Here is an 18,986-nt window from a genome sequence, read left to right as displayed (position 1 = left end):
GAAGGGGATCGGTCCTTATGAATCTATTTTAATCTCTTAAATTCGAACCACACGACCCTTAAACACGTTTTTCCAATAGCCTTTTGTCATATCGGCGACCGCAACACCTGTTGAACTTTGGGAACCGATAAATTTCCCATCGCCAAGATAAATTCCTACATGCCCGTCTTTTTTGTAGGTGTCAAAGAAAACAAGGTCACCTGGCCGCATATCTTCGGGAGAAACCTGCCTGCCATCATTTTTAATTGTCGACGTAGAGGTGCCGATTTCAATGCCAGCCTGCGCAAACGCCCAGTGGACAAAGCCGGAGCAATCAAATCTTCCAAGGGCAATATCATTTTTATTTCTACCGCCGCCAAACACGTAAACAGAGTTACCAACATACTTATTTCCAGCGGTAATGACAGTCCCTATGTAGTCGCTTACATTATCAGAAGCTGCATTTATGTATGTTTCACCCTTATCCTTCCTCCTCTCATTAACATTAATCTTATCTTTGTTTCTTAATTGCTTGTTATGTTGCACTCTTAGCATTGCGTATTCATTTTCTTGTTTTATTAGAAAAGTTCTTGCCGTTTTTATTTTTTTCTTCATAATTTTGAGGTCGGCTATTTTTCTTTCTAAAGAGATCTTTTTGTTATCGTATTCCTGTTGCAGTGTTTCTTGTTGCTCGAGAAGATTTTGATCTGCCTCTGCAATGGCAGCCACGGCACCGACACGATCTACAAAATCACTAAGACTTTTTGCCCCTAGGAGTACATCAAGATAGGCAATATGCTTGTCAGTTTGTTGATAGGATCGAGCACGTTCGCGTAAGATACTTTTTCGCTTATTCATATCCTTTGCTAAGCTCCGAAGGTCTTTTTTGAGCTGTTTGACCTCTGTTTTGGCTTGTTTGCGTTCGGACTTAATTTTTTTTATTTCTAGGTCATTTGTTTGGATGGCCTTGGAACCCCGATTTAACTGGTTATTTAAGCTTAAAGAATTACCTTGAATAGTAAGATTGTCAAGTTGAGTTGGTTGAGAGGGTTTTTTGTCAGTTACAGATTCGGCCTGAACACTATGTATCGAATTCCCAGCTACAGTAAGCATAATGGCAAAACACACCATAGTAAGTATCTTATTGATCACCTAATACCACTACTTTCCACTCTATTATTTTCTAAATGTTCACACTATTAAATCTATAAAAATTTTAGCAAATCATTCTATCAATAGTGTTATAGGGTTATTACATTTAAATAACAAATAATAGTAGAAAGGTAGGATGAAAAAACCGAAGGAAATTAGTCCTCCTTCGGTTTTAAACTGCACTTTGTCTAAATTGATGTTTAAATTGTTCAATCATTTGCTCTGAAATGGCGGTATAACCAGCAACATTTGGATGGACACCATCAGAGGAAAGATTTTGCAGATGGTCACCGTTAATAACCTTCGTAGTTTCAACGACGATTGACCCTGAGACTTTATTCGCAGCTTCATATATATTAAGATTCCACTTCGGCAGCATTTTATCTGCCAGTGGATACAATTGTTCATTAGGTGATAATGGATTATACAATTCTAAGAATACAATCGTGGCATTCGGGTTAAGCTTGGCTATTTTCGTCGTAATGTCTGTTAGATTTTTCGCGAAGTTGGTCTTCAATTGATCGTAGTCTTGGATAACAGATCGAATATCTTGACCCTTTGCCAATTGTAGAATATCATTGCCGCCCACATTAATCGTGATAATATTGGATTGCTTAATCGATTCATCAAATCGACCTTCCTGAACAAGGTCGTTTAATTCACTACTGGTAATACCGTTGATTCCTTCGTTTTGTGTGACTATTTTTTTGGAAGTTAGTTCTGCCAATTTATTAGAAAATAGACTTACAAAGTTCTCATCCTTTGGTGCACCGACTCCGCGAATGATAGAATCCCCAATGGCCAAATGATGGATTTGAGCCATTTGCGCATTTCGATAATAATTAAGATAGGAGGTTTGGTTAGAGCTTTTGCTCACCACAACCGCGTGTTTTTTCATTTGGTGTATTTGGTACTGCGGATAATAAATCCACGCAGAAATACCAAGGCCAATAAGCAATACAAAAACAAACAGATACTTTACTATTTTCATATCATCCACTCCTTGAATATTCTATTATATCAAGAATAACAAGTGAAAAAAGTAGGATGTGATTTCCAGTTAGAAGGAGGATGAAGGCCAAATCTCTTTTGAAAACCATAGAAAAAGGTCATCATCCAGACGATGATGACCAAATCTCATTTGAAGGGCCATAGAAAAGGTCATCATACAGGTGATGATGACCAACTCTCATTTGAAGGGTCAAAGAAAAGGTCATCATCCAGTCGATGAAGTCCAACTCTCATTTGAAGGTCCATAGAAAAGGTCATCATCCAGTCGATGATGACCAACTCTCATTTGAAGGGTCGTAGAAAAGGTCATCATCCAGACGATGAAGACCAACTCTCATTTGAAGGGCCAAAGAAAAGGTCATCATCCAGACGAAGAAGACCAACTCTCATTTGAAGGGCCAAAGAAAAGGTCATCATCCAATCGATGAAGACCAACTCTCATTTGAATGGCCAAAGAAAAGGTCATCATCCAGACGAAGAAGACCAACTCTCATTTGAATGGTCATAGAAAAGGACATCATGCATTCGATGAAGACCAACTCTCTTTTGAATGGCCAAAGAAAAGGTCATCATCCAGTCAATGAGGACCAACTCTCATTTGAAGGGCCAAAGAAAAGGTCATCATACAGTCGATGATGACCAAATTTCTTCGTAAAATCATTGAGATTGGACATCATACCGATGATGACCAGACTTCTTCGGAAAAAAAGAAATATTCTGGAGCTATTTAAACATCCTGTTTACGGAATTAGAAAAGTCATTCCACAGGCCATCTCTGTTAGTTCCAGTACGAATATCATTAGAATAGTTAGTCATTTGACCGAAAGTATCGGTATCGTAAGAAATATATACGTTGTCAATGCTGCGATCAGCTGCACGAACTTGATTTATGATTTTTTGGTCTAATGTATTGTTCCTGCGTGCATTTAGATCATTGGCACGATTAATACGAGCATTGGTGTTTGTTCCAGTGGTTCCAGTAATGTTAGTGTTGGTGCGATTACCTGTTGTAGCATGCAAATTGGCAGAACCGTTAGTCCCTGTAGTACCGGAATTATAGCCATTGCCATAAGTGGCGTTCATATTTGGACCAGTCCCTGTAGTACCACCACGTGCCCGAGTCCCATTTTGAGTCCCCTCTAATTGCACAGCCACATAGGCATCATTGTTGCGAATAATCACATTTGCTTGATTTACTTCATTTAAACTTTCCACGTTCCGAATCGCACGGGCAGAAACACGTAAATTTTGGTTTGAGACATTCCTTACATTCACACCATTAATAGCATTATTTCTAACATTATTTGTGCCTAAATTGTTGGCATTATTATTGGTTGCATTATCATTATTCGCACAGCCTGTTAAACCCAATAAGGTACTTGCTAAAACAAAACTCATCCAGCTTTTTCTCACCACAATAATCACTCCCCTTAAAAAGTCTTACAAACTTATCGTGACCTTTTTAGGTGAATGTATTCGAGGGTAAATGCAGGTAAATTTTGAGTGGAAACTGGTCAAATTACTGTTTCCCCAAGTAGCAGTATTTTTAATTGTTCTTTAGGAAGTTGTTGCTTTTCCCATTCACGGAGTAGACGCTCCAAAGCTTCCGGACCGGTGTCATCGGCTAATCGATATGTACCATAATGCATGGGAACGAAGGATTTTGCTTTTAATTCAATGAAGGCTTTTACACTGTCTTCTGGTGAGATATGAGCAGGGGCCATGAACCATTCTGGTTCGAAAGCACCTATTGGCATAAACACCGTATCAATGGAAGAAAAACGCTCCGCTATTTGTTTAAATCCACTAAAATATCCAGTATCGCCAACAAAATAAAGTGTTTCGTTTGCCGTTTGAAAAATCCACCCTCCCCAATGAGAAGTATTCATATCAGTCAATGATCTTCTCGTCCAATGTTGTGCCGGGACAAAATGAATGGTTATTCCTCCAAGTTCTACACTTTCCCACCAATTAAATTCACTTACCTTTTGATACCCTTTTCTGTTAAAAAGAGACTTCAAACCGACAGGGACAAGGTATTGAGGGTTTCCTTTTAATTTTTTAATGGTAGGGAAATCCAAATGGTCGTAATGGCCATGAGAGATGACCACGACATCAATTTCTGGCAGGTCTGCTAACGAGATACCAGGTTCTGTTAATCTTTTTTCTAACCCCATCCGCCTAGCCCAGACAGGGTCAGTAAGTATATTGATTCCATTCAGTTGGATTAAAAAGGTGGAGTGTCCCACCCATGTATAGGATGTCTTACTTTTATTTTCCTGAAGTTCACTTACCATTTTTAAAGAAGATTGTTCAATGTTAATTGATAAGTCTTTCACTTTCTTTTTCCGTTCTTTTTGCCATTTCCTTAGGTCTTTAAACGATTTGTAACTAGTGACATTATCTAAATTTGAATATATTTTCATTTTTCGTCTCCCTGATTTTCCAACTTTTATGTTAAGTACAGGATATCATGCTTTACGGAAAATTTCCTAGGGTAACCGTCATCACTTAACCAGAATCATTTTACAATCCCAAGTTAATAATATTTTTATGGAACTTACAAAATAATTGATATAGGAGTTCAAAATCAATGGAGAAAAAACGCAGAGGATTGTCTGCATGGCAACTGACTATGATGGCCTTAGGAAGTGTAATTGGCGGGTCCTTTTTTCTAGGATCTTCCGTTGCTATTCATGCAGCCGGACCGTCCATTTTGCTTTCGTATATTCTAGCGGGCGTTTTGGTGTATCTCATCCTTTATGCCTTATCAGAGATGACAGTGGCAAATCCAACGGAAGGATCCTTTAGTACTTTTGCCACTCGAGAGCTAGGTGAGTGGACAGGATTTGTTGTTGGTTGGCTATATTGGACGGGAACGGTTTTATCTATGTCAAGTGAAGCAACAGCCATTTCCATCTTAATCCGTGAATGGGTTCCTAATGTTTCCATTGGTTTGCTGGGTAGTTCAATTATCATCGGTGTTACGCTGCTAAACCTATTAGGTGCAGATAAGATAGGTAAACTAGCAAGCGGTCTGTCAGGTATAAAAATATTCGCGATTATTTTTTTCATCATCACAGCAATCGTATTAATCCTCGGGTTGCTCCCAGGAACTCCTGCCATCGGTGTAGGTGAGTTAAGATCAGAGCCGATTATGCCTGGAGGGCTAAAGGGAATTGCAGGGAGTATGTTGTTGGTGATTTTTGCCTATGCAGGTTTTGAAATCATTGGACTTGCGGCAACTGAGGCAGAAAATCCAAGGGATACCATTCCGAAGGCGATTCGATACACGGTATTTTCTCTTGTCGGTTTATACATTCTCTATGCTGCCGTACTATTACCACTCATTCCGACGGCAACTTTGAACGAAAACATAAGTCCAATGGTGGCTTCATTGGAAAGGTGGGGGATTAACTGGGCAGGCAGGGCCATTAATATCGTGTTAATTTCAGCTATTCTTTCAGCGATGCTAGCTTGTATATTTGGTCTTGGAAGAATGATCAGATCTCTTGGGGATGAAGGGCATGCTCCTAATATACTGAAGGATAAAAGCGATGTACCTTACCGCGGGATTTTATTTTCCGGTTTTGCGATGCTTGTCGGCCTCGGATTTGGCCTCTTATTTCCAAGAGTGTACTTGGTCCTCATTACCACAGGGGGCTTTGCTTTAATTTTTACTTATGCCGTAATTATGGCAAGTCATATTCGTTTCCGCAAAAGAAATGGATGTCCTCCCGAAGGTATTTGTCAAATGCGCGGGTATCCGTATACTTCTTGGGTTGCCTTAATCAGCATGATTATTGTTCTAGCATGTATGCCGTTTATCCCTGGGCAAGGGGTAGGTCTCGTCGCAGGGATTGTCATGGTGGTGGTATATGCCTTAATTTATTATTTAATGAGGCTTTACAAGCGATCTAATGTAAAAACTACATCGAAAGAAGGGACTCCGATTTTGAAAAAGCATCCAACTCTTTTAACAGAATTCGCGGAGGAATGGAACGGAACAACCATATCACAAGTCAAATTGAACAGCAGCCAAACTAAAAAGGATAATGACGAAATGTTTGAGGAAGAAGAACGAGAGCGAGAACACTACGATGGATGAAGGTTTTATTTAGCGATGCTTTTACCAATGAAGCATCGCATTTATATTTGCCTTTCGATTTCGTTTGAGTTAATGTTTGCAAAAATAACTATAAAACTAATGAAAAAAGAAAGCACCCATAGAGTGCTTTCCATAATAAAGCTACTTACTAAACAATCCTTTTACGCCTTTGTAAATTAAGACGAGTGAGAAGACAAGAACAGTTAGTATGCCAATGATATCAGTAACGGGGGAAACGCTTTCAAGAAATGAATCGGCTAAAGGAACTCTAATAAGTGCAAAACCAGACAGGATCGAAACAAAAAATAATAAAATTCGATTATCCATGGGTTCACCCTCCTTCCTATGCGATTGATAAAATATATGTCAATCTTGTTACGAATATGTCAATTGTGTAAAAACAAAATATAAAAAAATAAATGTCCACAAGTTTAAGAAAGGGACATATCTTTATGCAAGCTACTGCATGTTAACATGTTTAGGAGAATAATTAACTTGAATAATGACATAATATGTACATTGTGGGTAATGAATCCTCTTTAGAAGTTGGTCTTAATATGGTATATATTTGTGCCATACTTGTAGTAATTATAATCATAATTATTTTTATGCCGAAAATGTTAACAAAATCCGGATATATGAAAAATCATGGGTGAAGTATTTGGTATTCACTTCCGATCTATTTCGTAGCATTTATAATCCTAACTTGGTATTACAAACTTATAGTTAAAAAATAACACTTTTTATTAATTATCTAGAATTCTTTGATGGAGTTGAAAATCAATGGAGCATCATAACCCCAAGATAACTTCGGCTGAAATTTCAATGTTATGGAGTACATATATTGGTGATTCAATGGCAATTTGTATTTTAAGTCATTTTTTACAAACGACCGAAGACCAAGACATTAGGCCGATTATCGAATTTGCACTAAAATCTGCTCACGACCATCTCCATCAAATTTCAGAATTATTTACAATAGAAGGTATTCCCTTGCCAAATGGTTTTGGAAAACAGGATGTGAATTTACAGGCTAAAAAGCTCTTTTCTGATGTAACGTATATGCGTTACCTGCATCATATGGGAAGAACGGGATTGAATACATATAGCTTAGCTAAATCAATTTCCTCTAGAGAAGATGTTCGATACCTATTCAAAAGGTTTTATGATCAAACGGAAACACTTTACGACAGAAATACAAAATTGATGCAGGAAAAGGGTGTGTTTATCAGGTCCCCATATATTTCTTATCCAGAAAAAGTAGAATATATTACGGAGAAATCCTTTCTGGGAGGTTTAATAGGTCACCGTCGCCCACTTCTTGCTATGGAAATTGCCCATTGTGGGGTAAACATTGAGGTGGCAAACGTAGCTAAAACGATGCTTTTAGGATTTAGCCAAGTGGCTCAGTCGAAAAAAATTAGTGACTATTTTAAAGAAGGGTATGATTTAGGTAAGAAAATGGTGGAAGATTTTATGATAAAATTAAAAGAGGACGACAATTCTTATCCTTCCACTTGGGATTCAACGATTACAGCAAGCACGGAAGCTCCATTTTCAGATAAACTAATGCTATTTCATACGAATACACAGAGTGCGATTGGAATTGGGGACTTCGGGCTTGCCATAGCCGCCTCACTTCGTAAGGATTTAGCCCTAATGTATGAGAAATACCTTTTGAAGGTTGGCTCTTATGCGGAGGATGGGGCAAAAATAATGATTGATCATGGATGGTTTGAAAAACCTCCTCAGTCGTTAGATCGAGAGGCCATCCGTAACCAAAATAAATAATAAGAATCTCCATAATACTAAAGAAGAATTATTTTAACATAAGTCAAAATAATTCTTCTTTTTTATGCGGCTTTTATCAAAAGGTTTGGGTAAAAAACACCAATATATTGACAGATTAACAAAAAATATGATATTAAAATATATGGAATTAGCACTCGGGAAGTTAGAGTGCTAATCGATCTGATTTTCGTTTTGATAAACTAAATCAGGGACTACATAATCGCATTTTTAAAGTGGAAAGGGGATTTTTCTATGTCGAAGAAACAGTTTAAAGCAGAATCGAAACGATTACTAGAAATGATGATTAACTCCATCTATACCCACAAAGAGGTATTTTTAAGAGAGTTACTATCCAATGCAAGTGATGCGATTGATAAAATCTATTATAAAGCATTGACGGATGATACTTTACGTTTCGACAAAGACAACTATTTTATTAAATTAATTCCTAACCAAGAGAACCGAACATTGAAGATCCTAGACACTGGGATTGGAATGTCCAAGGAAGATTTAGAGACTAACCTTGGGACGATTGCCAAAAGTGGTTCCCTCGCCTTTAAAAAAGAGAACGAAATTAAAGATGGCTACGACATTATTGGTCAGTTTGGAGTAGGTTTTTATGCTGCATTCATGGTAGCTGACGTTGTAACGGTAATTAGTAAAGCATTAGGCAGTGACGAGGCCTATAAATGGGAATCCACAGGTGCTGATGGGTATACAATTGAACCCGTTGGAAAAGATTCAGTCGGTACAGAGATTATTTTAAAGATAAAAGAAAATACAGAAGATGAGAATTACGATGAGTATTTACAGGAATATCGCTTAAAATCAATTATTAAGAAATACTCTGATTTCATCCGTTATCCAATCAAAATGGATGTTACTAGCAGAAAACTTAAGGATGGCAGCGAGTCTGAATACGAAGATTCCCAAGAAGAACAAATCATCAATAGTATGGTTCCGATTTGGAAAAAGAATAAAAGCGAGCTTACCGATGAGGATTATGAAAACTTCTATGCAGAAAAACGATACGGTTTTGATAAACCTATTAAACATATCCATATCAGCGTAGAAGGGTCAATACGTTATAATGCGATTCTTTATATCCCAGAAAAAACTCCGTTTGACTTTTATTCGAAAGAGTTTGAAAAGGGCTTAGAACTCTATTCTAATGGCGTTCTCATTATGGATAAATGTGCTGACCTGCTTCCAGACCATTTTAGTTTTGTTAAAGGGATGGTGGATTCCGAGGATTTATCGCTTAACATCTCAAGGGAAATGCTCCAGCATGACCGCCAATTGAAGCTGATTGCTAAAAATATAAATAAGAATATCAAGAGCGAATTACTAAGTCTGCAAAGAAAAGAAAGAGAAAAATACGAAGAATTTTATCAATCGTTCGGTCGTCAGTTAAAGTACGGAGTGTACAGTGACTTTGGTGCTAATAAAGAATTATTACAAGATCTGATCATGTTCTACTCATCCAAAGAGAAAAAACTCGTTACGCTTGATGAATATGTTTCAAGAATGCCTGAAGATCAAAAATATATTTACTATGCATCCGGGGAATCAATTGATCGTATTGAGAAATTACCACAGGCAGAATTCGTATCAGAAAAAGGCTACGAAATCCTTTACTTCACTGAGGATATCGATGAATTCGCGATCAAAATGTTGATGAACTACAAAGAGAAAGAATTCAAGTCGATTTCAAGTGGTGACCTAGGCATCGAAGGGGAAGAAACTAAAGATGATTCCGAATCAAAAGAGCAGGAAAGCAAAGAACTCTTCGATTATATGAAAAACATTTTAGCGGATAAAGTGAAAGATGTAAGGATTTCCAAAAGACTGAAGTCGCACCCAGTCTGCCTGGCAACGGAAGGGGACATTTCAATTGAAATGGAAAAAATTCTTGCAGCTATGCCTGATAATCAAAATATCAAAGCCGACAAAGTGTTAGAAATTAATAAAAACCATGAAGTATTCCAATCCTTAAAAGAAGCCTTTGAAAATGATAAAGGTAAATTAGACTTGTATACCAAGTTATTATACAACCAAGCACTTTTAATTGAAGGATTACCAATCAGTGATCCAGTAGAATTTACCAATGATATTTGTAAAATAATGGTGTAATCCATTTGATTACTCTCTAATGCCGACTTCACTTTTGTGAAGTCGGTTTTTTTTCACTGCTTATAGGACATTAACATTGGCATTCCACTTATTATCTTCCCGTTACAGAAATTACCTTCATAGTGATTAGGTACGTGGACAACCTTATTAGTGTAGTGCAGAAAGGGGTCTAAAAATATGCCTGCAACAAAAATTGAAGAAAAGAATACCTGGCAAGAAGTGCTAAAAGTAGTGAAAGCACTTGATCCGAAAAAACTAGAGGTCATTAAGGTAACTTTACCTGTAGTCAAAGAGCATGGTGAGGCTATTACAAAGCAATTTTACAAGCGAATGTTTAAAGAGCATCCAGAACTTCTGAACATTTTTAACCAAACACACCAGATAACGGGTCATCAACCGAGAGCATTAGCCGATGCCGTTTATGGCGCTGCTGCTAATATTGAAGATTTTAGTAAAATCATGCCAGTACTAGAGCGCATTGGAGAGAAACATCGGAGCTTACAAATAAAGCCTGAGCATTATCCAATCGTGGGGGAAAATCTTTTAGGTGCTATTAAGGAAGTATTAGGAGATGCAGCTACCAATGAAATCTTGGACGCATGGGCAGATGCCTATGATGTCATCTCTGATGTGTTTATCCGAATGGAAAACAAAATGTATCAAACAACCGAAGGGATGCCAGGAGGTTGGGCAGGATTTCGTGAATTCACTGTCGAGAAAAAAGTGAAAGAGAGCGATGTGATTACCTCCTTTTATTTAAAACCAAAAGATGGAAAACAAATTTCTACTTTTATCCCAGGGCAATACATAACGGTGAAAATGGAGAGTCATGATGAAAAATATACCCATCTAAGGCAGTATAGTTTGTCTGATAGCCCAGGTTTAGACTATTACCGGATTAGTGTAAAGCGGGAAGATTCGAAAGGCGGCATACCGGCTGGAGTGGTATCATCCTATCTTCATAACCAGGTAAACGAAGGAGATATTATTCCAATCACTGCTCCTGCAGGTGACTTTTATTTAGATATGGAATCAAAACGTCCATTAATATTAATTAGTGGAGGGGTCGGACTTACACCAATGATCTGTATGTTAAATACGACAGTGAAAGAAAAACCAGACCGTGAAACTTATTTTATCCATGCAGCTATAAATAGTAATCTTCATGCATTTAAAACACACGTAAACGAGTTGGCAGCAGAGCATAAGAACGTAAAATCATTTGTTATTTATGAGAAGCCAACAGAAGAAGACAGGGAAATGAAAAGCTTTGATAAGGAAGGGTATATTACTCTCGATTGGATTCAACAAGTGGTGCCTGCGAAGGATGCTGATTTTTATTTTTGTGGACCAGAGCCCTTCATGAAAGTGGTAAATAAATCATTAAAGCAATGGGGGATACCGGAAGAACAGATTCACTATGAATTTTTTGGTTCCTTTGGCAGATTAGACGCTGACATCTAAAATGAAAAATTGACCATTATTCACGACTCCCTTCTAAGGTCAAGTAGGGAGTTTTTAATTTAAAATAATTTAGTAGTTCAGTTCAAATGGGGCTCCAAGTAAATTAGAGGCAATTTATAAATTCTTTGGTGATTGATTTATCCGATAGGCTTTACATAAAGTGAAATATCTGCTTAAAATAATGAAGGATAAAAAATAGGTTATCAATATTTTTCAGGTAGTTGTAACAACAAGAAAGGCTGATTAGATGTTTTTTGATTTAGATCCATCGTTATTACTTATTTTAGTTGTTTTTGGCTTTTTAGCCGCATTTATTGATTCCGTGGTTGGCGGCGGAGGTCTGATTGCCTTGCCGGCATTGTTATTTACAGGTCTGACGCCAGCGGCCGCCGTGGCAACGAATAAACTAGCTGGGACAATCGGTTCCTTAACAAGCACAGTTATGTTTTATCGTTCAGAGGAGCTTAATATAAAATCGGTCTATAAATTGTTTCCTCTCACGTTTATTGGTTCGATGATAGGTGCATGGACGGTTCATTTAATGAATCCCGAATTGTTAAAGCCATTGATGTTAATCATGCTCGCAGTGGTTGCAATTTATACGATTTTTAAGAAGGATTGGGGCAGTATTTCAACGGATAAAAAATTCGCCATCCACCATCAGATCCTTTTTATTTTGGTCATTTTTGCAATCGGATTTTATGATGGCTTTATAGGTCCTGGTACAGGTTCATTTTTAATCTTTGCCTTTTTAATGATGGGCTTTAATTTTTTAAAGGCTGCAGGGAATGCCAAGTTTTTGAACTTTGGAAGTAACGTCTCTGCGTTGTTGATGTTCATTTTTTTAGGACAAGTAAATTTCGCTTACGGGATTCCGATGGGTCTGGCACAAGTGGCTGGGGCTATTGTAGGTTCGAAATTTGCGATCAAACGCGGCAGCGGATATGTCCGTGCCTTGTTTATCGTCGTTACCTTTTTATTGTTAGCGAAAAATACGTATGATTATTTTCAATAGTAGAAAATGAACACAGATAGAATTGTGATTTAGGAAATTTTTTTAGGTGGAAAACAAATTTCTTAACTTTGTTTATACCCATAATCTGCATTTGATAATATTCTATAGTTTTAGTAATCTGTTAAAAAATAACTAAAACTTGGAGAGAACTTGTTTTGAAAACTGAGAGAAAATATACGAAATGGTCTTTTAAAATAATCTTGATTTTAATGGGGTTACTTTTTTTAAAAGTTTTTGAAGTATTCGTATTACAACAATTAATTCATTGGATTTGGAATATACCTCAGGATGGATTGGAGGAGTTCATTGACATACTTATTACTATTTTGATTTTCGTACCATTCTTATTTATTGTGATGCATCAGAGGATTACTTTAGAGAGAGCGGAAGAAAAGTACAAAGAGTTAGCATATTATGACTCAATAACAGGACTATCAAATCGTAGATTTTTTGATAGGGAATTGAACCATTCACTAGTGAAGCAATTTGTAGATAGAAATACTGGAGCGGTCCTGTTTCTAGACATAGACGGTTTTAAACAGGTAAATGATACTTTTGGGCATGATGTTGGTGACCTTTTATTAAAGGAAATTGGAAGGCGTCTTATGAATTGTGTTGGTAAAGAAGGTACTGTTTCACGTTTTGCAGGAGATGAATTTATCATTTTATTTCCCAACACTGCCAAGCCTCTAGTTTTAGAATATGTGAGAAGAATCATTAAAGAGATAAGTATGCCTTTTACGATCATCGAAAATCTAATTTACACTTCAACAAGTGTTGGTATTGCTTTTTTCCCAGAACACGGAGATAAAGCAATGAATTTAATAAAAAATGCTGACATCGCAATGTATAAAGCAAAATTACAAGGAAAAAATACATACGAAATCTTTTCCTAATATTGGATGTGAAAGTTAAAGTACCTGTCGCCTTTTTGGCGACTTTTTTTTGTTCTGTCAATATGGACATAAAATAAGTTAGAATATGACTTTAATTAAAGGAAAATACTAGAGGGAAAAGTAGGTTAAGGGAGTAATCATGAAAACAATTAAGCCGATTAAATTAAACTCATATAAAACCGAAACAAAGGAAAATTTAACATCAGCCGAAATGGGTAAACTGTGGGCTACCTATATGGGAAACAGCATGGGAAAGTGCCTTTTAAGTTATTATCTTCAACACGTTGAGGATAATGATATTAAAACCTTGTTAGAAAATGCATTAAAGTTAAGCGAAGAATTTATGAAAATCACTGAAGGAATTTTCCAAAAGGAGAATTTCTCTATTCCGAAAGGGTTTTCCGAAGAGGACGTAAACCTCGGTGCTCCTCGGTTATTTCAAGATGAATTCTATGTGCATTACCTAAAATATGCTTCGAAAGCAGGGATGAGTATTTATAACGTTGGCATCCCTCTTGTCTATCGAAAGGATGTAAATGAATTTTTCAGGTACTGTATGGATTGCACTATGGATTTAATGGACCAAATCAAAGAAACATTAATGAATAAAGGTCTAATTATTAAGCCACCATTAATTCCAATTCCAGATAAAGTCGAATTTGTTCATCAGGATTTTTTAAATGGTTTCTTTGGACATGTACGACCCTTGCACGCATTAGAAATCGCACACTTTTACGATAATATTGAAAATAATGTGACGAGTAAGGCTTTAATTATGGCTTTTGCCCAAGTAGTAAAGGATGAAAAGATTCGGAAATTGTTTGAAAAAGGCAGAGACCTTACATCAACAAATATTCAAAACTATATGCAAAAACTTCATGATGAAAATTTGCCTGCACCATCTTTTCTTGATGATTTAGTGACAACATCTACTTTTTCTCCCTTTTCCGATAAGTTAATGCTATTTCATAAGATGGATATGTTTTCAATGAAAATAAGGGCATTTGGAAATTCAGTAGCAGTAAATGGGAGACACGATGTTGGTCTCGTTTATACTAAATCGTTTGTGAAAATTTCCGAATTTGTTGAAAATGCAGCAAAAATCTTTATTGAGAAGGGCTGGATGGAACAACCACCACATGCACCAGAAAGAGAAAAATTAGCTTCTGATTAGTTGTTGTTTTTTAAGAAGGTTAGACAATGTGAATCTAAAATCTGAAAAGAGTTATTTTGACCTGGATCAAGATAACTCTTCTTTATAAATACTATTTATCTTCCCTAATTAAATAATCATTTCCATCCTGATCTTTAAAGTTAAACATGTTTCCGAATGGCAGTCGTAACATTTCCTCTACTACTACACCATTTTGCTTCATTTTTTCATATGTAGCTTCGATATCCGAGGTGCTGAATAAAATGGATGGATGTGCAATTTTTGAAGGTTGATGCTGCTCCATTGCTGATTTTGAATAAAGTACTAACGTAGTAAATTCGTTTTCACTTGGGCCGACTTCAATCCAAAATGCGTCTGGTCCCATGGGTTGTTTCACTTTTAATACAAATCCGACTTTATTAATCCAAAAATCTTTTGCCTCTTCTTGATCTTGGACATAGACAGTTATCTTTCCAATTTTGTTAATCAAAGCGTAAATCTCCTTTTGTCATTATATATTCAAAAATTAGTTTAGCAACCACAATCACCAAAAGCAAATAATAATAGGAAAACTGATATTCGGGGGGATTTTTAGAATAAGAGGAGCTAGTTTAAGTAAAAAATTCTGTCATCACTCAGGTTGTGTAAAATTAATTTATTGATATAGTAGATTTATTAAACGATTTGTTCCAACAATGGGCGAATTTTTGAGTTTAATAGGCGGATTTCAGGTATTAATGAGCGAATATTGAGCTCCAATGGGCGAATCTATTGCTTGTATGGGTGAATTTTAGAAATGGACGTAAATTGATCATCATGTGGAGGGTATCATTTTTTGTGAGGTGTTTATGGGAATTATTTCGTTAATTAAACCTTTAAAGAAGTATCAAGATTATTTTTATAAGGCAAATACCTATGAAAATTTATATTTAAGAAAAAAAGCAATTGAAATAATGAAGACTGCCATTCAACAACAACACTTTAACAAACGAGAAATATCAAGTGGTCTATTTTATTTAGGAATTTTATACTCCAAATCAAAGGAATACAACTTAGCATCTGACTCTTATCATAAAGGGCTTGAAATGGTGATAAATGAGAATTTTTATTACAGTAGTAACTTTAATAAAGCAATTGAAACCTTTTTAAAAAATAACGATACAGAAAGAGCAAAATTTTGGCTAAATAATCTATTAGAACGACAAAGCTATGACAAAAATTTTAAGAAATTAAATAAATTAAAAAATAAGGTAGAATAAGTTTAATGAATGTATAAACAGCCCAACTCGATTAAGTTGGGCTTATTTGTGTTTCGAGTTGTGTAGAAAATTATCCCTCTTACAATTTACTTTACCTTAAAATTTCATCAGACTCTTCCTTCAAGAATATGCTTTCGATACTGAACAGCTGTCAGAAATTTATAACCTCTAAGCTTAGGAATCATACTATCGAGCAACCCAACCGCCTCGTCCTTTTTCCCGTCATAAACGGCTTGATCGACTTCCAGCATGTTTAAAAAAAAGGTGTCCGTTATTTTCGCTTTATATTGTTTGAATGCTTCCACGTCGCCTTCATTAATGGCGATATCCGACAAAGCGTACCACTTTGTCTTATGTCCACCCATTTCTCTAAGAAGTTCTTTTGATTTTTTTAGATACGCCATGATCTTTTCGGCATCTTTCCCAAATAGAAGCGGGTTTCTAAATAGGATAAGAATTAGTACGACAACCAATATACTATACATAATCCAGATGGGAACTTGAAAAAATCCCATCATAAAAGCAAACAGAACGATAAGCAGTAAAAACCAAATCATAGAATCCTCCATTAATAGGTATTATTTCCTTAGTGTACCATATGGCTCCCTTGTTTTCGGTAATATTATATGTTATATTATCATCGTTACTTATTAAAGGTGTTTAATAAGTTTTTTTGTTAGATACTTATTAAAGATATTTAATAAGTTGATTTAATTAGGTGGTGATTATTTGTGGATGCAACTCCAAAATCGATGAAGACGGTAATCCTTCGTGGTATTCGTAAATCTCTTTTAGAACATGGAAGTGCAACAAAAGTTGAACTGAGCGATAAATTAGGAATTAGTTTTCCGACAATAAGTAAATTCTTAACCCAGATGGAAAAGGAAGGCGAACTTATCTCAGTCGGTCTTGATGATTCGAGTGGTGGAAGAAGGGCAAAAAGATATACATACAATCCGGAATATATGTTAGGGCTGGCAATCTTTTTGGAGAGTACAGAGACAAATTATATTGTTTTTAACTGTTTGGGAGAAGTCAAGGATGCAGGTAAAACCTCAAGTGTATTAGCTGATGTTGATTTAACATTATTAACCGAGTGTGTTGTAGAAATAATAGAAAAATATCCGAAAATCAGTTCGATAGCCATTGGCGTACCTGGTTCCGTTGATAATGGACGGATCTTTTATATACCTGGTTATGAACATCTTCAAAACTTTGATTTGAAGGGATACCTGGAAAATCGTTTCTCTATCCCCGTTGTTATAGAGAACGATATGAACGCTGCAGTGCTTGGGTATCACGATAGTAGGGATATTATGGAAAATAAATCGCTTATCTATTTATATTCAGGTCATAATGGTCCCGGAGCTGGAATTTTGGTGAATGGAGTTGTGGTGCGAGGCAGCACTAATTTTTCAGGTGAGATTTCATTCGTTCCGCAGTATGATGATCGAAATTTTCGGCAGGCTTTGGAAAATGGGAACGGGACTAAAAAAGCATTTATGTGTGAGGAATATGAAATTGATGCCATTAGTAGGTTGATCGCTTCATTTGTAGCAATCATTAACCCACATGCATTTATTTTTTGCGATGATGAAGTCAATCAATTGTTCATAGAACAGATTGTAAAACGAAGCTCAAAGTATATTCCAGCAGAACATTTGCCAGAACTTAAAATCAGTGATTGGAAACAAGATTATCTATTGGGATTACAAAGTCTTGGTCTGGAAATCATGATCAATGGAATAAACAACTAAGAGATATTTATGGAGGGGTAAAATGGCAACATTCTTTTTAGGAATTATCTACTTGGCTTTTATCAGCTTAGGTTTACCAGATTCATTGTTGGGCGTGTCATGGTCTTTAATGCAACCGGAATTTGGTGCACCGCTTGAGACGGCCGGATTGCTTTTTATGACAATTGCTGGAGGAACAATTATTTCCAGTTTTGTTAGCGGAGCTGTGCTAAATCGCTTCGGAACTGGCATGGTCACATTTTTCAGTTGTTTAATGACTGCTGGTGCACTGCTTGGGTTTTATTTTGCTCCTTCTCTAGTTTGGCTATTTATTTGTGCCATTCCACTCGGATTAGGTGCAGGGGCAGTTGATTCGGGATTAAACAATTATGTTGCATCCCATTACAAAGCACACCACATGAGTTGGCTTCATTGTTTTTGGGGAGTTGGGGCTACACTCGGTCCTGTCATTATGGCTCAGTTTATTTCAGGGCAGCATTCTTGGAGAAACGGCTACCTTACCATTGCTGGTCTGCAGTTTGTTTTAGTTATCATTCTATTCTTCACTTTGCCTTTATGGCAGAAAGTTGGAGGAAACAGTAATGTAAACTCCACTAATGAGGCGGAAAACATAGATACTGTTTTGTCTGGGGCAGATTTTGAAAATCAAAAACCACTGCAAATAAGGGGAGTGAAGTTAGCTTTGGTCTCATTCTTGTTTTATTGTGGGGCAGAAGCAACGATGGGGCTTTGGGGGAGTAGTTTCCTAGTAAATGTGAAAGATTTATCTGTAGGTACAGCAGCAAAATGGGTCTCCTTGTATTACGCAGGTATAACATTTGGAAGATTTATAACAGGCTTTATTACCTTAAAGGTTGGTAACCGGACTCTGATACGGATGGGGCAAGTAATTGCATTAGTTGGTTCGTTACTTCTATTCCTGCCATTGCCATCCACGTTCTCGCTTATCGGTTTTATTATGGTTGGATTAGGATTGGCGCCGATCTTTCCATGTATGTTGCATGAAACGCCCACACGATTTGGGCAGGCACAATCCCAAACAATCATGGGCTATCAAATGGCTGTAGCTTATACAGGCAGTACGTTCCTGCCGCCTCTTCTTGGTTTCATTGCTGCACATTCAACAATAGGAATCTTTCCATTTGTCATTGCAGGTTTCATTGTAATCATGCTCCTAGGTTCTGAAAAATTAAATACCATATTGAATAGGAACGAATTAATTAGGATAAAAAATAACAACTCCACAGTCATCTAATTAGAAGGGAAGT

17 protein-coding genes are annotated in these 18,986 nt (G+C 36.6%); 10 read left to right on the top strand and 7 right to left on the bottom strand.

What is annotated here, in order from left to right; genetic code table 11:
* Positions 1-36: 36 nt before the first annotated feature.
* From FS608_RS10550 to FS608_RS10535, 4 genes are all read right to left on the bottom strand, one after another.
* Positions 37-1,131, bottom strand: a complete 1,095-nt coding sequence (locus FS608_RS10550; RefSeq protein ID WP_260871641.1) for a C40 family peptidase — start codon at positions 1,129-1,131, stop codon at positions 37-39.
* A 172-nt stretch (positions 1,132-1,303) separates the two neighbouring features.
* A complete protein-coding gene (locus FS608_RS10545; protein ID WP_144549717.1) occupies positions 1,304-2,122 on the bottom strand; it encodes a GDSL-type esterase/lipase family protein in 819 nt (272 codons plus the stop codon).
* A gap of 743 nt (positions 2,123-2,865) precedes the next feature.
* Positions 2,866-3,558, bottom strand: a complete 693-nt coding sequence (locus FS608_RS10540) for a YhcN/YlaJ family sporulation lipoprotein (protein WP_186328676.1) — start codon at positions 3,556-3,558, stop codon at positions 2,866-2,868.
* A gap of 98 nt (positions 3,559-3,656) precedes the next feature.
* On the bottom strand, positions 3,657-4,568 hold the full coding sequence (locus tag FS608_RS10535) for an MBL fold metallo-hydrolase (protein WP_144549712.1): 912 nt from the start codon (positions 4,566-4,568) through the stop codon (positions 3,657-3,659).
* Positions 4,569-4,735: 167 nt separating this feature from the next.
* On the opposite strand from FS608_RS10535, the gene FS608_RS10530 reads away from it, so the two are divergent.
* On the top strand, positions 4,736-6,250 hold the full coding sequence (locus FS608_RS10530; RefSeq protein ID WP_144549710.1) for an amino acid permease: 1,515 nt from the start codon (positions 4,736-4,738) through the stop codon (positions 6,248-6,250).
* Between the two features lie 141 nt (positions 6,251-6,391).
* Here the strand turns inward: FS608_RS10530 and FS608_RS10525 are convergent, their stop codons facing one another.
* Positions 6,392-6,577, bottom strand: coding sequence for a hypothetical protein (locus FS608_RS10525; RefSeq protein WP_144549708.1), 186 nt, complete (start codon positions 6,575-6,577; stop codon positions 6,392-6,394).
* 456 nt (positions 6,578-7,033) lie between these two features.
* Between FS608_RS10525 and FS608_RS10520 the strand changes: the two genes are divergently transcribed.
* The 6 genes from FS608_RS10520 (at position 7,034) to FS608_RS10495 (ending at position 14,723) form a co-directional block, all read left to right on the top strand.
* Positions 7,034-8,041, top strand: coding sequence for a DUF3231 family protein (locus FS608_RS10520; RefSeq protein WP_144549706.1), 1,008 nt, complete (start codon positions 7,034-7,036; stop codon positions 8,039-8,041).
* 252 nt (positions 8,042-8,293) lie between these two features.
* A complete protein-coding gene (gene htpG, locus FS608_RS10515) occupies positions 8,294-10,174 on the top strand; it encodes a molecular chaperone HtpG (protein ID WP_144549704.1) in 1,881 nt (626 codons plus the stop codon).
* A gap of 177 nt (positions 10,175-10,351) precedes the next feature.
* Entirely contained in the window at positions 10,352-11,638 is a 1,287-nt protein-coding gene (hmpA, locus tag FS608_RS10510) for an NO-inducible flavohemoprotein (RefSeq protein ID WP_144549702.1), read from the top strand.
* Positions 11,639-11,885: 247 nt separating this feature from the next.
* Positions 11,886-12,653: a TSUP family transporter gene (locus tag FS608_RS10505; RefSeq protein ID WP_144549700.1), complete on the top strand. Its 768-nt coding sequence runs from the start codon at positions 11,886-11,888 to the stop codon at positions 12,651-12,653.
* 155 nt (positions 12,654-12,808) lie between these two features.
* A complete protein-coding gene (locus tag FS608_RS10500; protein WP_144549698.1) occupies positions 12,809-13,549 on the top strand; it encodes a GGDEF domain-containing protein in 741 nt (246 codons plus the stop codon).
* 139 nt (positions 13,550-13,688) lie between these two features.
* Entirely contained in the window at positions 13,689-14,723 is a 1,035-nt protein-coding gene (locus tag FS608_RS10495) for a DUF3231 family protein (RefSeq protein WP_144549696.1), read from the top strand.
* A gap of 91 nt (positions 14,724-14,814) precedes the next feature.
* On the opposite strand, the gene FS608_RS10490 is transcribed toward FS608_RS10495, so the two are convergent.
* Complete coding sequence (locus FS608_RS10490) at positions 14,815-15,192, bottom strand: VOC family protein (RefSeq protein WP_144549694.1); 378 nt, start codon at positions 15,190-15,192, stop codon at positions 14,815-14,817.
* A 328-nt stretch (positions 15,193-15,520) separates the two neighbouring features.
* Here FS608_RS10490 and FS608_RS10485 point away from each other — a divergent pair, with 328 nt between their 5' ends.
* Complete coding sequence (locus FS608_RS10485; protein ID WP_222127333.1) at positions 15,521-15,961, top strand: hypothetical protein; 441 nt, start codon at positions 15,521-15,523, stop codon at positions 15,959-15,961.
* Between the two features lie 107 nt (positions 15,962-16,068).
* Here FS608_RS10485 and FS608_RS10480 read toward each other — a convergent pair whose 3' ends face one another.
* The gene (locus FS608_RS10480) at positions 16,069-16,518 is read right to left on the bottom strand and encodes a hypothetical protein (protein WP_144549690.1); all 450 of its coding nucleotides are present in this window, start codon (positions 16,516-16,518) and stop codon (positions 16,069-16,071) included.
* Between the two features lie 195 nt (positions 16,519-16,713).
* Here FS608_RS10480 and FS608_RS10475 point away from each other — a divergent pair, with 195 nt between their 5' ends.
* Together FS608_RS10475 and FS608_RS10470 are read left to right on the top strand one after the other, a co-directional pair.
* Positions 16,714-17,718 carry an ROK family transcriptional regulator gene (locus FS608_RS10475; RefSeq protein ID WP_144550077.1) on the top strand — a complete coding sequence of 335 codons (1,005 nt, stop codon included), beginning with the start codon at positions 16,714-16,716 and terminating at the stop codon, positions 17,716-17,718.
* A 22-nt stretch (positions 17,719-17,740) separates the two neighbouring features.
* Entirely contained in the window at positions 17,741-18,973 is a 1,233-nt protein-coding gene (locus tag FS608_RS10470; RefSeq protein WP_144549688.1) for an MFS transporter, read from the top strand.
* The last annotated feature ends 13 nt before the right edge of the window (positions 18,974-18,986 follow it).

It is taken from the genome of Bacillus sp. X1(2014), from assembly GCF_007678255.1.
Note: the sequence above shows the minus strand (reverse complement) of the source record. Positions and strands in the feature narration are given on the sequence as shown.

Excerpts from the sequence above, each read along its gene's own strand:
- FS608_RS10545 (WP_144549717.1), bottom strand. The coding sequence starts at position 2,122 with ATGAAAATAGTAAAGTATCTGTTTGTTTTTGTATTGCTTATTGGCCTT.
- FS608_RS10535 (WP_144549712.1), bottom strand. The coding sequence starts at position 4,568 with ATGAAAATATATTCAAATTTAGATAATGTCACTAGTTACAAATCGTTT.
- FS608_RS10530 (WP_144549710.1), top strand. The coding sequence starts at position 4,736 with ATGGAGAAAAAACGCAGAGGATTGTCTGCATGGCAACTGACTATGATG.
- FS608_RS10525 (WP_144549708.1), bottom strand. The coding sequence starts at position 6,577 with ATGGATAATCGAATTTTATTATTTTTTGTTTCGATCCTGTCTGGTTTT.
- FS608_RS10520 (WP_144549706.1), top strand. The coding sequence starts at position 7,034 with ATGGAGCATCATAACCCCAAGATAACTTCGGCTGAAATTTCAATGTTA.
- htpG (WP_144549704.1), top strand. The coding sequence starts at position 8,294 with ATGTCGAAGAAACAGTTTAAAGCAGAATCGAAACGATTACTAGAAATG.
- hmpA (WP_144549702.1), top strand. The coding sequence starts at position 10,352 with ATGCCTGCAACAAAAATTGAAGAAAAGAATACCTGGCAAGAAGTGCTA.
- FS608_RS10505 (WP_144549700.1), top strand. The coding sequence starts at position 11,886 with ATGTTTTTTGATTTAGATCCATCGTTATTACTTATTTTAGTTGTTTTT.
- FS608_RS10495 (WP_144549696.1), top strand. The coding sequence starts at position 13,689 with ATGAAAACAATTAAGCCGATTAAATTAAACTCATATAAAACCGAAACA.
- FS608_RS10480 (WP_144549690.1), bottom strand. The coding sequence starts at position 16,518 with ATGATTTGGTTTTTACTGCTTATCGTTCTGTTTGCTTTTATGATGGGA.
- FS608_RS10475 (WP_144550077.1), top strand. The coding sequence starts at position 16,714 with ATGAAGACGGTAATCCTTCGTGGTATTCGTAAATCTCTTTTAGAACAT.
- FS608_RS10470 (WP_144549688.1), top strand. The coding sequence starts at position 17,741 with ATGGCAACATTCTTTTTAGGAATTATCTACTTGGCTTTTATCAGCTTA.